The 14,773-nt window shown below is 72.9% G+C and carries 13 protein-coding genes and 1 pseudogene; 8 read left to right on the top strand and 6 right to left on the bottom strand.

The genetic code is table 11. The features are described 5' to 3' along the window. The first annotated feature begins 24 nt into the window (after positions 1-24). The gene (locus Saso_RS36225) at positions 25-1,395 is read left to right on the top strand and encodes a M14 family metallopeptidase (RefSeq protein ID WP_189920242.1); all 1,371 of its coding nucleotides are present in this window, start codon (positions 25-27) and stop codon (positions 1,393-1,395) included. On the opposite strand, the gene Saso_RS36230 is transcribed toward Saso_RS36225, so the two are convergent. From Saso_RS36230 to Saso_RS36250, 5 genes are all read right to left on the bottom strand, one after another. After that, positions 1,392-1,994: a hypothetical protein gene (locus tag Saso_RS36230; protein ID WP_189920244.1), complete on the bottom strand. Its 603-nt coding sequence runs from the start codon at positions 1,992-1,994 to the stop codon at positions 1,392-1,394. The genes Saso_RS36225 and Saso_RS36230 overlap by 4 nt on opposite strands. A 65-nt stretch (positions 1,995-2,059) precedes the next feature. After that, the gene (locus Saso_RS36235; protein WP_189920245.1) at positions 2,060-3,538 is read right to left on the bottom strand and encodes a GntP family permease; all 1,479 of its coding nucleotides are present in this window, start codon (positions 3,536-3,538) and stop codon (positions 2,060-2,062) included. Between the two features lie 296 nt (positions 3,539-3,834). Then, positions 3,835-4,245: a RidA family protein gene (locus Saso_RS36240; RefSeq protein WP_189920246.1), complete on the bottom strand. Its 411-nt coding sequence runs from the start codon at positions 4,243-4,245 to the stop codon at positions 3,835-3,837. Further along, entirely contained in the window at positions 4,242-5,015 is a 774-nt protein-coding gene (locus Saso_RS36245) for an IclR family transcriptional regulator (RefSeq protein ID WP_189920247.1), read from the bottom strand. Before Saso_RS36245 ends, Saso_RS36240 begins: the two co-directional genes overlap by 4 nt. Then, positions 5,012-6,064, bottom strand: a complete 1,053-nt coding sequence (locus Saso_RS36250) for a sugar kinase (protein WP_189920248.1) — start codon at positions 6,062-6,064, stop codon at positions 5,012-5,014. Before Saso_RS36250 ends, Saso_RS36245 begins: the two co-directional genes overlap by 4 nt. A gap of 161 nt (positions 6,065-6,225) precedes the next feature. Between Saso_RS36250 and Saso_RS36255 the strand changes: the two genes are divergently transcribed. Together Saso_RS36255 and Saso_RS36260 are read left to right on the top strand one after the other, a co-directional pair. Next, positions 6,226-7,500 carry an amino acid deaminase gene (locus Saso_RS36255; RefSeq protein ID WP_189920249.1) on the top strand — a complete coding sequence of 425 codons (1,275 nt, stop codon included), beginning with the start codon at positions 6,226-6,228 and terminating at the stop codon, positions 7,498-7,500. Positions 7,501-7,531: 31 nt separating this feature from the next. Continuing rightward, positions 7,532-9,157 (top strand): N-acyl-D-amino-acid deacylase family protein, encoded by a 1,626-nt coding sequence (locus Saso_RS36260; protein WP_189920250.1) that lies wholly within the window; start codon positions 7,532-7,534, stop codon positions 9,155-9,157. Between the two features lie 22 nt (positions 9,158-9,179). On the opposite strand, the gene Saso_RS36265 is transcribed toward Saso_RS36260, so the two are convergent. Then, a complete protein-coding gene (locus tag Saso_RS36265; protein ID WP_189920252.1) occupies positions 9,180-10,070 on the bottom strand; it encodes a S1 family peptidase in 891 nt (296 codons plus the stop codon). Between the two features lie 340 nt (positions 10,071-10,410). On the opposite strand from Saso_RS36265, the pseudogene Saso_RS38590 reads away from it, so the two are divergent. From Saso_RS38590 to Saso_RS36285, 5 genes and pseudogenes are all read left to right on the top strand, one after another. After that, positions 10,411-10,473, top strand: a pseudogene (locus Saso_RS38590) (hypothetical protein); the annotation flags it as partial. Between the two features lie 61 nt (positions 10,474-10,534). Continuing rightward, positions 10,535-10,846, top strand: a complete 312-nt coding sequence (locus Saso_RS38595) for a hypothetical protein (RefSeq protein ID WP_229901179.1) — start codon at positions 10,535-10,537, stop codon at positions 10,844-10,846. Positions 10,847-11,684: 838 nt separating this feature from the next. Further along, the gene (locus tag Saso_RS36275; protein ID WP_189920254.1) at positions 11,685-12,896 is read left to right on the top strand and encodes a pyridoxal phosphate-dependent aminotransferase; all 1,212 of its coding nucleotides are present in this window, start codon (positions 11,685-11,687) and stop codon (positions 12,894-12,896) included. 106 nt (positions 12,897-13,002) lie between these two features. Then, positions 13,003-13,443, top strand: coding sequence for an SCO4983 family protein (locus Saso_RS36280; protein WP_189920256.1), 441 nt, complete (start codon positions 13,003-13,005; stop codon positions 13,441-13,443). Between the two features lie 262 nt (positions 13,444-13,705). Next, positions 13,706-14,770: a substrate-binding domain-containing protein gene (locus Saso_RS36285; RefSeq protein WP_189920258.1), complete on the top strand. Its 1,065-nt coding sequence runs from the start codon at positions 13,706-13,708 to the stop codon at positions 14,768-14,770. The last annotated feature ends 3 nt before the right edge of the window (positions 14,771-14,773 follow it).

The following is a 14,773-nucleotide window of genomic DNA, read 5'->3' on the forward strand; positions in this document are numbered from 1 at the left end:
ACCGGCTCCCCACAAGGAGAGTTCATGCGACTTCGCATCCGCGGCTCAGGCACCGGCGCCACGAGCGCCCGCGGCGGCAGACGGACCGCCGCACTCGCCGCCCTGCTCACCCTCGCTCTCGCCGCCCCGGTCTCGGCCACCGTCACCGACGCGGCGGCGCGCGGCGCCGTCGAGGCGGCGCCGTCCGCCGACGACATCCACCAGTACGAGATCCACATTCCCCACAGCACACCCCAGGACCGCACCGCGATCGCCCGGTCCGGCGTGAGCGTCGACGAGGCCGACGCGGAGACCGTCGTGGTCTCCGGCCGCGCCGACCAGGTACGCAAGCTGCGCGCACAGGGCTACGAGGTGTCCCTGCTCGGCTCGGCGCCCGACCGGTCCGCCGGGAGCGGGGTGCGGCTCTTCGACTTCCCGACCGCCGACTCCAAGTACCACAACTACGCCGAGACGACGGCGGAGATCGACCAGCGCATCGCCGCCTACCCGGGCATCATGAGCAAGCGGGTCATCGGCAAGTCGTACCAGGGCCGGGACATCGTGGCGGTCAAGATCAGCGACAACGTCGGCACCGACGAGGCGGAGCCGGAGGTGCTGTTCACCCACCACCAGCACGCCCGCGAGCACCTCACCGTGGAAATGGCGCTCTACCTGATCCGCGAGCTGGGCGCCGGCTACGGCTCGGACTCGCGCGTCACCAACATGGTCAACGGCCGCGAGATCTGGATCGTCCCCGACCTCAACCCGGACGGCGGCGAGTACGACATCGCCTCCGGCTCCTACCGCTCGTGGCGCAAGAACCGGCAGCCCAACTCCGGTTCCTCGTACGTCGGCACGGACCTCAACCGGAACTGGAACTACAAGTTCGGCTGCTGCGGCGGCTCCTCCGGGTCGACCTCCTCCGAGACCTACCGGGGCGCGTCGGCCGAGTCCGCGCCCGAGGTGAAGGTCGTCGCCGACTTCGTGCGCAGCCGGATCGTGGGCGGCAAGCAGCAGATCACCGCCGGGATCGACTTCCACACGTACAGCCAGCTGGTGCTCTGGCCGTTCGGCTACACCACCGCGGACACGGCGACCGGGATGACCGCGGACGACAACGCCGCGTTCAAGGCCGTCGGGCAGAAGATGGCCGCGAGCAACGGGTACACCCCCGAGCAGTCGAGCGACCTCTACATCACCGACGGGTCGATCGACGACTACCTCTGGGGCACACAGAAGATCTTCTCGTACACCTTCGAGATGTACCCGTCGTCCGCTTCCGGAGGGGGGTTCTACCCGCCCGACGAGATCATCGAGCGGGAGACCTCCCGCAACCGGGACGCGGTGCTCCAGCTCCTCGAGAACGCGGACTGCATGTACCGGTCCATCGGGAAGCAGAGCCAGTACTGCGCCTAACCGCCGGTCCGGGCGTCGGCGTCCTCGGCGGCTCCGCCGCCCTCGGCGCCGGCGTCGTCCGACGTGTCCTCGGCGTCCGGCCCGCCTTCTTCGAAGTAGGCGTCGAGGACCGCGTCCAGCTGCTCCTCCCACTCCTGGAAGCGCGCCCTGGCCGTCGCCTCGATCTCGATCGGGTACCAACGGCGGTCAGGGGTGTGCACCGTGACGGTGAACCGCTTCCCGAAGCGCGGCGACTCGGTCTCGACCGCGCCGATCTCGTCCCAGCGGAACTCGCAGGACTCCTCGTCGAGGCGGAGGCGTACGCCCCGGGCGTCGGCGGTGATCCGCGCGCGACGGTCGGCGGCCTCGAAGACGGGCCCGTCCACGGGCTCGTCGGCCGCGTCCGGCGCGTCGGTCTCGTCGCCGGGCACGTCCGGCCGCCGCGACGCCGCCGACTCCCCCTTCTGCTCCTCGGGGACGGCGGCGTCGTCGCCGTCGTCCTCGGCCGGCCCCGCGTCCTCCGGCTTCGCGGTCACGGGCGACGTGAGCCCGGGGATGAATGCCGGGTCGAACCCGGCGCCCTCCAGGGGCTGGCTGCTCGAACCTATGCGCTGCTCCACAGCGGGCAGTATGGTCGAAGATCCTGTGCCGGACACAGTCAGCCCCTGACTTCGTTACCGGACACCTACACGAAGAGGCTCAATCCGGCCGCCGCCACGAACCCGGCCACCGACAGCACCGACTCCAGCACGGTCCACGTCTTCAGGGTGTCCCGCTCACTGATGCCGAAGTACTTGGCCACCATCCAGAATCCGCCGTCGTTGACGTGCGAGGCGAAGATCGAGCCCGCCGAGACGGCCATGATGACGAGCGCGACGAAGGCCTGCGAGTGGTCGCCCTCGGCGAGCAGCGGTGCCACGATGCCCGCCGTCGTCACGATCGCCACCGTCGCCGAGCCCTGCGCGACCCGCAGCACCACCGAGATCAGGTACGACAGGACGATCACCGGCAGACCCACGTCGTTGAAGGTGTCCGACAGCGCCTGGGCCACCCCGCTCGCCTTCAGGACGGCGCCGAAGATCCCGCCCGCGCCGACCACCAGCAGGATGTTGCCGACCGGCTTGAGCGAGGCCGTCGAGACCGTCTCCAGGGACTTGCGGGACCAGCCGCGCCGGATGCCGAGCAGGTAGTAGGCGAGGAGCAGCGCGATGGTCAGCGCGACGAAGGGGCTGCCGAAGAACTCGATCACCGAGCGGCCCGTGGAGGGGTCCAGGGCGATCGAGGAGAACGTGGCGGCGAGGATCAGCACCAGCGGCGTACCGATGATGCCGACGACCGTGCCCAGCGGCACCGGGTCCTCGCGGGGCACGACGCCCTGCGCCCGCTGCTCCTCGACGACCGCCTGCCGGGCCTCCGCCGCCGCCTCGACCATGTCCTGCGGCACGGCGACGAAGACGCGCCGGCCGATCCACGCGGAGTACGCCCAGGCCGCCAGCACCGCCGGGACACCGCAGACCACACCCATCAGGATGACCCAGCCGAGGTCGACGTGGAGCAGGCCGGCCGCCGCGACCGGGCCGGGGTGCGGGGGCAGGAACGCGTGGGTCATCGACAGGCCCGCGAGCAGCGGGAGGCAGTACAGCAGGATCGACCTGCCGCCCCGCTTGGCGGCCGCGTAGACGATCGGGGCCAGCACGAAGATGCCGACGTCGAAGAAGACCGGGATGCCGAAGATCAGGCCGGTCAGGCCCATGGCGAGGGGCGCCCGCCGCTCGCCGAACACGCCGAGCAGCCGGGACGCCAGCACCTCGGCGCCGCCGCTGACCTCGAGCACCGCGCCGAGCATGGTGCCCAGGCCGATGATGATCGCGACGTGTCCGAGGATGCCGCCCATGCCGGACTCGATGGTGGAGACGGCGTCGGAGCGCTGGACGGTGCCGAAGAGTTCGGTCACCGACAGACCGGCCAGCAGGCCGACGGTTATGGAGACCGCGAGGAGGGCCACGAAGGGCTGGAGTCTGACCTTGATGATGAGGACGAGGAGCAGGGCTATACCGAGGGCCGCGACCGTCAGGAGGCCTGCGGTGCCGTCGATCAGGAGCAGCAGTCCACCGGTGTGAGGCGGGGCCTCGGTGGGGGTGGACGCCGCGAGCGGGTAGGACAAGGGGGGTCCTCTGCTTGGGTTCACGGGGTTTTCGGGCAGGGCGGATCGCGGCACGGCGCCCTTGTCGGACGGGGCGCGCGCCGTACGTCGGTACGGGGTGCGGAAAGTGACGGCACGTCGGCCGGAAGTCGCCGCCGGACGTGACCGCCGGAGGTCACCGCCGGGAGGGCGGCGGCCCGGGGGCCGTGGGCGGACGGACAGCCCGGTGCCCGGGTCGGGGCCGCGCTCGGGGTCGTGGCCGGCGGCCGGGCCCGGGCCGGTGCCGCGGTGTCCCGGTGCTGGCCGGTGCGTGGGGGTCAGCCGAGGACGGCGAGGGCGTCGATCTCCACCAGCAGCCCGGCGGGGAGGCCGACGTAGACCGTGGTGCGGGCCGCGGGCGGCGCGGTCAGGGACTGTTCCCCGAAGTACGCGTCGTAGAGCTCGTTGAACTCGGCGAAGTGTCCCGTGTCCGTCAAATAGACGCGGATCATCATCACGTCGTCCCAGCTCGCGCCGCCCTCCTCCAGGATCGCCTTGACGTTGGCGAGGGTCTGGAGGGTCTGCTCGCGCAGCGTGGGGCCGGCGGGCGTCGGCGGCCTGCCCTCCTCGGCGGGCAGGAAACCGACCTGGCCCGCCACCTGGAGGATGTTGCCCTTGCGCACGCCGTGCGAGAACTTCGCGGGCGGGGTGGTGTGGGTCGTGGGGGTGAGCGCGGTCTTCTCAGTCATGCGGTGTCCCTGTCTGGAGCGGATACGGGCGTCCTGCCGGAGTACTCGCCGCTGATGGCGTCCGCCGTGCGGCGCACCAGCGGGAGCAGGGTGAGGAGTTCGTCGGCGGTGACGACGACGTTCGGCGCGGAGACCGACATCGCGGCGACCACCCGGCCGTCCGCGCCCCGGATCGGCGCGGCGACGCAGTTGATGGACTCCTCGTGGCCACCGAGGTCGGTGGCCCAGCCCTGTTCGCGCACCTTCTCCAGCTCCCGCAGGAAGGCGGGCGCGCTGGGGGTCGAACGGGCCGTGTAGAGGGGGTAGTCGAGCTGCTCCGCGAGCGGCCGGCGTTCGGTCTCGGGCAGGTCGGCGAGGAGCAGCTTGGCGACGGCGGCGACGGTGATGGCGACGGGCTTGCCGATCCGCGAGTACATGCGCACCGGGTAGCGGCTCTCCACCTTGTCGATGTAGAGGACCTCGCCCTCCTCGTACACGGCGAGGTGCACGGTGTGGCCGCAGGTCTCGTTCAGACGGGCGAGGTGCGGGTGGGCGATCTCCCGGATGTCGAGGTTCTCCATCGCCTCCTGGGCGAGGGCGAAGAGCCGGGCGCCCAGCCGGTAGCGCTGGTCGGACTGGCGGTAGACGAGGCCGTGTTCGTGCAGGGTGCGCAGCAGCCGCAGGGCCGTCGACTTGTGCACGCCGAGACGGTGGGCGACCTGTCCGAGGTCGGCGGGTCCCTCGGCGAGCAACGGCAGGATGCTCAGGGCTCGGTCGACGGTCTGGCTCATGGGGTGCGTACCTCCTCGTCGGCCCGGTCTTCGGGGTGCGTCCAGCCGGGGCCGAGTCGAAGTCTCCCCCACGCGCCGTCGTCGAGGGCCGCGAGGCGGTCGGCGTGGGCGCGTGCCGGGGGGACGGCGAGGTCGCCGGGGACGGTGAGGGCGGCGGCGGCCATGAGATGCCCGTGCCGCAGGCGGTCGCGCAGGGGCAGTCCGCGCAGGGTGGCGGAGAGGAAGCCGGCGGCGAAGGCGTCGCCGGCGCCGACGGCGGCGACGACGTCGACCCGGGGGGCGGGGACGTGCAGGACGCGTCCGCGGTCGAAGACGGTCGCGCCGAGCGCCCCCTGTTTGACGACGAGCACCTCGGGGTCGGGGAAGGCGCTCCGTACGGCGTCCACGCCGTCCAGGCCCCACACCTCGGCCGCCTCGTCCTCGCCCACGAAGACGAGGTCGGCGCCGCGGGCCAGTTCGAGGAGGACCTGGGGGCTGCTGCCGTCCGCCCACAGCAGCGGCCGGTGGTTGACGTCGAAGGAGACGAGGGGGCGGCCGGGCGCGGGGGCCGTCAGCGCGCGCAGCAGGTCCAGGCAGCCGGCGGAGAGGGCCGCGGTGATCCCGGTGAGGTGCAGCACCCGGCCGGCCCGTACGGCGTCGAGGCCGACGGTGTCGACGGACATCGCGGAGGCGGCGGACCCGGCCCGGTAGTAGGCGACCTCGTGCGCGTCGGTGGCCCGGTCGCCCGCGGTGCGGAAGTAGACGCCGGTCGGGCGCTCGGCATCGCGCCGTACGCGGGTCACGTCCACGCCGTAGGAGCCCACGGTCTCGACGAGGTGGTCGCCGAAGCCGTCCGCGCCCACCCGGCTGACCCAGCGCACCGGGTGGCCGGCCGCCGCGAGCGCGCAGGCCACGTTGGACTCGGCGCCGCCGATGCCCCGGTCGAAGGAGGGGACGTCGGCGAGGCGGCCGGGGCGGGAGGGAAGGAAGGTGACCATGGACTCGCCGAGCGTGACGACGTCCACGACGCCGGGGGCGTCGCACGGTCCGGTGGCGGTCACGATCGTCATGGCTCCCTTGCCGGTACGGATGCACGGAGCGGGACGGGGTCGCCCCGGCCGAAGACCGGGGCGGCTCCGTTGACCCCGCGCTGGCCGAGATGTTAGACAGCCGTAAGCGATATACGCAATGGACGTTGCATATACTGCAATGCTCCTGATCAGGAGGTTCCATGGGTACCGAGGCACCCGAGGCGCTGGCCCGACTGGCCGGGGAACGCGTCGACCACCGCTTCAAGGGACTCCCGCCGGACGCCGACGGCCTCACCGTCGGCGAGCTGGCCGCCCAGCGGCGCAACCTCTTCACGGACGGGTTCACCACCCCGGTGCTGGCCCTGTCCGCCGAGCGCCTCGAACACAACCTCGCCCTCATGGAGACCTACGCGACCCGCCACGGGCTCGCCTTCGCCCCGCACGGCAAGACCTCCATGGCCCCGCAGCTCTTCCGGCGCCAGACCGACCGCGGCGCCTGGGGCATCACCCTCGCCGTCCCCCACCAGGTGCGGGTGGCCCGGGCGTTCGGGGTCCGGCGGATCTTCCTCGCCAACGAACTCGTGGACCCCGCCGCACTGCGCTGGACCGCCGCGCAGCTCGACGCCGACCCCGGCTTCCGCTTCGTCTGCTACGTCGACTCGGTGCGGGGCGTGGAGCTGATGGACGCCGCCCTGCGCGGCGCCGGACGCCCGCTGGACGTCGTCGTCGAGCTGGCCGCGGGCGACGGCGCCCGCACCGGGGTCCGCACGGAGGCGGAGTGCGCGGCGGTCGCGGACGCGGTCGCCGCCGCGCCGACCCTGCGGCTCGTCGGGGTCGCCGGCTACGAGGGCGAGGTCCCGCGGGCCGACCCGGAGCGGGTGAGGGCCTGGCTGCGCCGCCTGACCGGCCTCGCCGTGGACCTGGACAAGGCGGGACGGTTCGCGGACACGGAGGAGATCGTGGTCAGCGCGGGCGGCAGCGCCTGGTTCGACGCGGTCGCCGACGTCTTCGCCGAGCTCCCCGGGCTCTCCGTGCCGGTGCTGAAGCTGCTGCGCTCGGGCGCCTACGTCTCGCACGACGACGGCCACTACCGCAAGCTGACGCCGTTCAACCGGGTGCCGGCGGAGGGCGCCCTGGAGCCCGCGTTCCGGCTGTGGACGCAGGTCGTCTCCCGGCCCTCGCCGGACCAGGCGTTCGTCAACGCGGGCAAGCGCGACGCGGCCTACGACCTGGACCTGCCCTTCGCCCAGGTGGTCCGCCGCGACGGCACGGAACGCCCGGCCACCGGCGTCTCGGTGACCGCGCTGTCCGACCAGCACGCCTGGCTGCGCACCACCGCCGAGGCGGACCTGGAGGTCGGCGACTGGGTGGGCCTGGGCCTGTCCCACCCCTGCACGTCCTTCGACAAGTGGCCGCTGATCCCGCTGGCCGAGGCGGACGGCACGGTCGTCGACTACATCCGCACGTTCTTCTAGGCACCGGCGAGAGACCGGCAGGAGGCAGGGCATGGAAGACCTGGTCGTCCGGGACGCGGACGTCGTCGACGGCACCGGCGCGGACTCCTACCGCGCGGACGTGGTGATCGACGACGGCCGGATCGTCTCGATCGTGAAGGAGGCGGCGGCCGCCGGCTGCCAACGGCCGCGGGCGGTGCGGGAGCTGGACGCGGAGGGGCTGGTCCTCGCCCCCGGTTTCATCGACATGCACTCCCACAGCGACCTCGCGCTGCTGCGCGACCCCGACCACAGCGCCAAGGCCGCGCAGGGCGTCACCCTGGAGGTCCTCGGCCAGGACGGGCTGTCGTACGCGCCGGTCGACGACGAGACACTCGAAGGGGTCCGCCGGGCCATCACCGGCTGGAACGGCCACGGCGACGACCTCGACTTCGACTGGCGCTCGGTGGGCGAGTACCTGGACCGGCTGGACCACGGTTTCGGGGGCCGGGGCATCGCCGTCAACGCGGCCTACCTCGTCCCGCAGGGCACGGTCCGCGCCGTCGCCGTCGGCTGGGAGGACCGCCCCGCCACCGACCGGGAACTGGACCGGATGCGCCGCCTGGTCGCCGAGGGCCTCGAACAGGGCGCCGTCGGCATGTCCTCCGGCCTGACGTACACGCCGGGCATGTACGCGAAGGACTCCGAACTGGGCGAACTGTGCAGGGTGGTGGCGGCCCACGGCGGCTACTACTGCCCTCACCACCGCAGTTACGGGGCGGGAGCCCTGGAGGCGTACGCGGAGATGATCGAGCTGACCCGTGAGGCGGGCTGCCCGCTCCATCTGGCCCACGCCACCATGAACTTCGGCGTGAACGAGGGCCGGGCCCCCGCGCTCCTGGCCCTCCTGGACGACGCGCTGGACTCCGGCGCCGACATCACCCTGGACACCTATCCCTACACCCCCGGCTGCACCACCCTCGCGGCGCTGCTGCCCAGCTGGGCGAGCGAGGGCGGCCCGGAGCGGACACTGCGCCGCCTCGCCGACGACCCGACGGCCGCCCGGATCCGCCACGACCTGGAGGTGACCGGCGCGGACGGCTGCCACGGCGTGCCGGTGGACTGGGCGACCGTCGAGATCTCGGGGGTGGGCGACGAACGGCTTGCGGACCACGTGGGCCGCACGGTCGCCGCGTCCGCGCACCTGCGCGGCGAGGAACCCTGGACGACGGCCCGCCGCCTGCTCCTGGAGGACCGGCTCGCCCCGACCGTCCTCCAGCACGTCGGCCATGAGGGCAACGTCCGGACGATCATGCGCCACCGGGTCCACACGGGAGGCTCGGACGGCATCCTGGCGGGCGCCAAGCCGCACCCGCGCGCCTACGGCACCTTCCCGCGCTATCTGGGCCACTACGTGAGGGAGCTGGGGATCCTCTCGCTCGAGGAGTGCGTGGCGCACCTGACCGGCCGCCCGGCGGCCCGGCTGCGCCTGCCGGACCGGGGCCTGGTCCGCGAGGGCCACCGCGCCGACCTGGTGCTGTTCGACCCGGCGACGGTGGCGGCCGGCTCCACCTACGAAGCCCCGCGCACCCTGCCCACCGGTATCCCGCACGTCCTGGTCGACGGCCGGTTCGTCATCGAGGACGGCCGCCGCACGGACGTACTGGCGGGGCGGGCGGTCCGTCGCGGTCCCGCGTGACGGAACGCCCCGCCGCCCTGACCTAGGGCTTGGGCAGGGTGCACCCGCTCGCGCTCAGTGCGAGCTGGTTGCCGGTGGTGAAGCAGGCCGGGATCAGGTAGGTCTCCTGGGCGTAGTTGATGCCCTGGCGGACGGTGACGTTGCCGCTCGCGTCGACCTCACAGGGGTTGTTCTCGGTGCAGCGGGCGCCGTCCTCGTTGCCGGTGTTGTTGACGGCGACGACCTTGCCGGTGGCCTGGTCGATCACCGGCGAGCCGGAGGTGCCGCCGATGGTCTGGCAGGCGGAGGTGTAGCGGACCGAGTCCTTCCAGGTCCAGTCGCCCTCCTTCAGGCGGTACACGAACCCGTCGATGTTGCAGTTGTAGAGCGTCTTCCAGTAGCCGGACGCCACGGTGATGGCGCTACCGGCGGTCGGGTGGGTGTTCTGCACGGTCAGCGCCGAGATCCCGTACGCGTTCTTGATCGTGGCGTACGTGCTGGTGAGCTGGTAGATGGAGATGTCCGTGTCGGTCATCGTCCCGTAGGCCAGCTTGCTGGCGCGCAGGGTCGCGACCCTGGTGCCGGCGGAGTTGAGCAGGCCGAAGGTACGGCTCGACGCCTGGTTGACGAGCACCTCGCCCGGCTCCGGGAAGCCGGTCGACAGGCAGTGGCCGTTGGAGAGCACCAGCGCGGGGTCGGTGTCCAGGGAGTTGGGGAAGCGGACGACCGATCCGGAGCAGTTGCTGAGCGCGACGGTCCCGGCGAGGTTGACGGCCCGCAGCGTCGGCGCGGAGGCGGTGTCCGCCTTGGCCGCGGCCGCGGAGGCCTGCGCCGGGGCGGCCGGCTTCGCGCTCACCGGCGCGGCGACCGCGGGTGCCGCGCCGGCCCCGGCGATGGCCAGGGCGAAGAACGCGGCAACGAGAGGCTTTCTCATGTGGGGGTCCCCTCTGACGACAGGGCGACCGGAGATCTTCCGGCCGCCCGCTGTTTTTGTCATGCGCATTGTTAGTGCCGCGGGAGGGGAGAGCAAGGGTCCGCTTTCGGCCAGGGAGCACCCGGGCGGACCTACCCGAGGCGGCTCCGACATCGCGGGACCGGCCCGTCCGGGGATACGCCGGGAAGGACTCTCCGCGCCCGTCGCGCCCCGTCGACAGTCGATCCGGACGACACCCGCCTCCTGGACGACTCCGTCCGCCTGCCTCTTCACGCTGCGCCCCGACCGGCCCCGGGTGTTCTGAAGGCGCGTCGGCGGTGGCTTCGGCGGCGAGCGGGAGGTGATCCCGGAGGACCTGGCGGCGCTCGCCGCCCTCGGCACCGGACGGCCCGTCTGCTCCGAGTGCACCCGCGAGGGGGAGTTCACCACCGCTTCGCCACGGCACCCGATGCCGCTGACGGTCCTTGCCCGGCGCGAAGGCGGACGGCACCCCCACGGCCTTCCACGTCCACAACGTGGCGAACACGGGCGCCCACGGGAACCGCGGCGGCGGGACGCTGTACGCGGGTGGCGCCGCCGTGACGATCCACCGCTGCCCCGACATCCTCACCATGCCGCACTGCGTGAACCGGCTCGTCGGACGGTGGCTGCGGCCGCCCCCGCACGAACCGGCGGCGCGGACCCGGCTCGTCGGCCTCGCCACCGTCGTGGCGCTGATGGGCTTCTGGGTCGCGGCCTTCTACGCCGTCACGACCCAGATCCGGACGCCGCCCTGAGCGATCACGGGCGGGCCGGGGCGACGCGGGCGGTCCGGCCCCGGAGGCCGTTCCCGGCCGTCCCCCGCCTCGCCGTCCCCCGCCTACCCGCCTCCCTTGCCGAGCCCCCGCCCCTTCCCGGAGTTGCCCTTCCCGGACCCCCGCGCCGCGGGAGAGGCCGGGTCGCTCGCCGTCGGGCCGCCCGCCGCCGGGGCGCTCGCCGAAGGGACGGCCGCGGGCGCCGACGACGACGTCCCGTCCGGGGGCGGCGCCGCGGCAGCAGCGGTCGACGCCGACGGGCTCGGCTCCGCGGAACCGGTGGGGTCCTCGGCGGACGGGGACGGCGACACCGCCGGGCTCGCCGTGTCGCCGGACGAGGAGCGCGTGTCCGCCCGCCCGCCCGGCTTGCCCTGCCGCTCGCCGGCCGTCGTGCCGAAGAGGGACAGCCCGGCCGGGCAGCGCCACCGCCCCGGTCGCGCCGGACACGGCCAGCACGCGCCGCGAAGGGCGGCCGCCGGTGCGCCGCGCGGCACGGCGGCGGTCCGCGCGGCCTCCCGCCTCCCCCTGGGGCGCGGGGACCCGGGGCAGCTCGGCCGTCTCGTCGTAGGCGTTCTCCCACCCGTGGGCGGCCGCCGGATCGGCGTACCGCTCGTACGCCGCCGGATCGGTCGCGGCGGACGGGTGGTACACGATCGGCCGCACCGGAGGCGCACCACTCTCACCTGGCCTGAACATGCCGGGGATTGTAGGGACAGGAGCGACTCCTGGGACAGCTACCGGCGATAACCTCCCAAACCACTCGTCTCACGTGGCGGGAAACACGCCCCCGGAGGCGTTACCGGGCCGTAAGCTCCCAGACATGCAGGTGATCCAGTCGACCAAGCTCGCCAACGTCTGTTACGAGATCCGGGGCCCGGTTCTCGAGGAGGCGATGCGCCTGGAAGCGGCCGGCCACCGCATCCTCAAGCTGAACACCGGCAACCCGGCCGCCTTCGGCTTCGACTGCCCGCCGGAGATCCTGGAGGACATCCTCCGCAACGTCTCCACGGCGCACGGCTACGGCGACGCCAAGGGACTGCTGGCGGCGCGCCGGGCGGTCGTGATGCACAACCAGACCCTGGGCATCGAGACGGACGTCGAGCACGTCTTCATCGGCAACGGCGTCTCCGAGCTGATCGTCATGGCGATGCAGGGCCTGCTGGACGACGGGGACGAGGTCCTGGTCCCGGCCCCCGACTACCCGCTGTGGACCGCCGCCGTGTCGCTGTCCGGCGGCACGGCCGTGCACTACCGGTGCGACGAGCAGGCCGACTGGATGCCCGACCTCGCCGACGTCGAGCGCAAGGTCACCGACCGCACCAAGGCGATCGTCATCATCAACCCGAACAACCCGACGGGCGCGGTGTACGACGAGGCGATGATCCGCGGGCTGACGGACATCGCGCGCCGGCACAACCTGCTGGTCTGCTCGGACGAGATCTACGACAAGATCCTCTACGACGGCGCCACGCACACCCCGACCGCCAAGGTCGCCCCGGACCTGCTCACCCTCACCTTCAACGGCATGTCGAAGGCCTACCGGGTGGCCGGCTACCGGGTGGGCTGGATGTCGATCTCCGGCCCGCGCGCGCACGCCGACTCCTACATCGAGGGCCTGACGATCCTGGCGAACATGCGTCTGTGCGCGAACATGCCGGGCCAGCACGGCGTCGTGGCCGCGCTCAGCGGACGCCAGACGATCAACGACCTGGTGCTGCCGGGCGGGCGGCTCAAGGAGCAGGTGGACACGGCGTACGAGCTGCTGACGCAGATCCCGGGCGTGACGTGCGTGCGCCCGAAGGGGGCGCTGTACCTCTTCCCCCGCCTGGACCCGGCCGTCTTCAAGATCAAGGACGACCGGCGGATGGTCCTGGACCTGCTGCGCCAGGAGAAGATCATGGTCGTCCAGGGCACCGGCTTCAACTGGCCGGAACCCGACCACTTCCGGGTGGTCACCCTGCCGACGGCGGCGGACCTGCGGGACGCGGTGGGCCGGATCGCCCGCTTCCTGGACGGCTACAGCCAGCCCTAGCGCACAGCCGGGCCCGGCCCGGATCCGGCACGGACTTTATGGACGGCTCAAATTTAGACGAGATCCAAGCTAGGATGGTTTCCTGACAGCACAGGAGGCCATCCGTATGTACGAGCCGATCCGCACGCCTTCCTCACGGGGGTCTGCCCACAGCACGATGGCCGGCACTCCCTCGGACTTCCCCCACCGCTCCCGCGAGGAGGAGCTGGACATCCAGCTCGCGGCCCACCTCGCGGCGCTGCTCGCCGTCACCGACGAGCTGCGTGCGGCGGTACCGTCCGCCGAACTGGACAGCGCGGCCGCGCGGCTCGCGCAGCAGGTGTCCCGGCTGCGGGGCGGGCGGACACCGGTCCGCGCCACCCTCGCCGCCGGCCCGGCGCACCCGCGCCCCTCGGTCCTGCACGAGCGGGCGCACGCCCTCGCGGGCCGTGCCCTCCTCGTCGCCGCGTCCCGCGCGGACACCGCGGCGGCGATCCTGGCGGCCCAGCGCATGGACGCGCACGCCGCCGCCCTCGCCGGGGCCGGGGAACTGAGCACCGCCGGCTGACTCCCCCTCCCGGGCCCCTCGCGGGCCCTGCCGGGGACTCCCCTCCGGGGGACCGTGAACGGCCCCGGTCCGCGTGCACCCGCAGCGACGCGCGGACCGGGCGCCATCTTCCCGCGCGCCCGCCCCGCGAGCGCCTGGCCGGCGGCCGTCCCGCGGACGGCAAGGGGAGAGCCCGGCTCCCGTTGCGTTCCGGGTCACCCCCTTCACCCCCCGTTCACCCCGCCCACCCAGGAATGTGGGGTTCCGGGAGCAGGCTCCCCCCGTGAGACGAATCGCAGGAATCGTCCTCGCGGTGCTGCTGACGGCGGGTGTGGTGGTCGCCGTCGTCGCGGGCCGCAGCGAAGGGGACAAGGGCACGGCAACGAAGACCGTGCGGATGGTGATCGGGTCGGAGAAGGCGGAGTTCTTCGCCGACCCGGACGTGGTGAAGGCCCTCGCCGCCAAGGGCTACACCGTCAGGGCCGAGACCTCCGGGTCCTGGGCCATGGAGGGGCTGGACCTGGAGGGCTACGACCTCGCCTTCCCCTCCAGCCAGGCGCCCGCCACCGAACTGGCCGCGAAGTACAAGGCGCGCGGGACACTCCCCCGCCCCTTCTACTCGCCGCTGGTCGTCGTGGCGCACAAGAACGCCGCCGGAGTGCTCGCGGCGGGCGGTCTGGGCACGCTGGACGCCGAACACCGCGGCACTCTGAAGATGGCCGCCTACCTCGACGCGGCCCGCGCCGACCGGACCTGGCAGCAGCTCAAGGGCGCGGCGAAGTACGGGGAGCTGACCGGCACCCTCTATCTGTCCAGCACCGACCCGGAGACCTCCAGCTCGGGCGCCCTCTACCTGGCCGCCACCTCCTACGTCGCCAACGGCGGCAAGGTGGTCGCGAGCGGCGCCGAGGTCGAGCGGACCGCGCCGCTGCTGCACAAGCTGGTCAGCGTGCAGGGCGCCCAGCAGTCCAGCACGGACGCGGCCTTCCGGGACTTCGTCAGCGGCGCCGGCAACCCGCTCGTCCTGGTCTACGAGTCGCAGGTCGCCTCGCTCCTCGCGGGCGGGCAGCAGCCGGACGACCTGGTGGTGCTCTACCCGGACACCACCGTGAACAGCGACCACACCGCGGTGCCGCTCACCGAGAACGGCACCGCCCTCGCGACGCTCCTCTCCACGGATCCGCGGTTGCGCAGGCTGGAGATCCGGCACGGGTTCCGTCCGCAGGGCGTCACCGCCGAGTTCGCCTCGGCCACCACCTACCTCAAGCAGGAACTGACCGGGGTCCGCCAGGCGCCCGTGCCCACCTCCACGGTGCTGCACGAGCTGGCGCGACGGGCCCGCGGATAGGGG

It is taken from the genome of Streptomyces asoensis (assembly GCF_016860545.1).
Lineage (GTDB): Bacteria > Actinomycetota > Actinomycetes > Streptomycetales > Streptomycetaceae > Streptomyces > Streptomyces asoensis.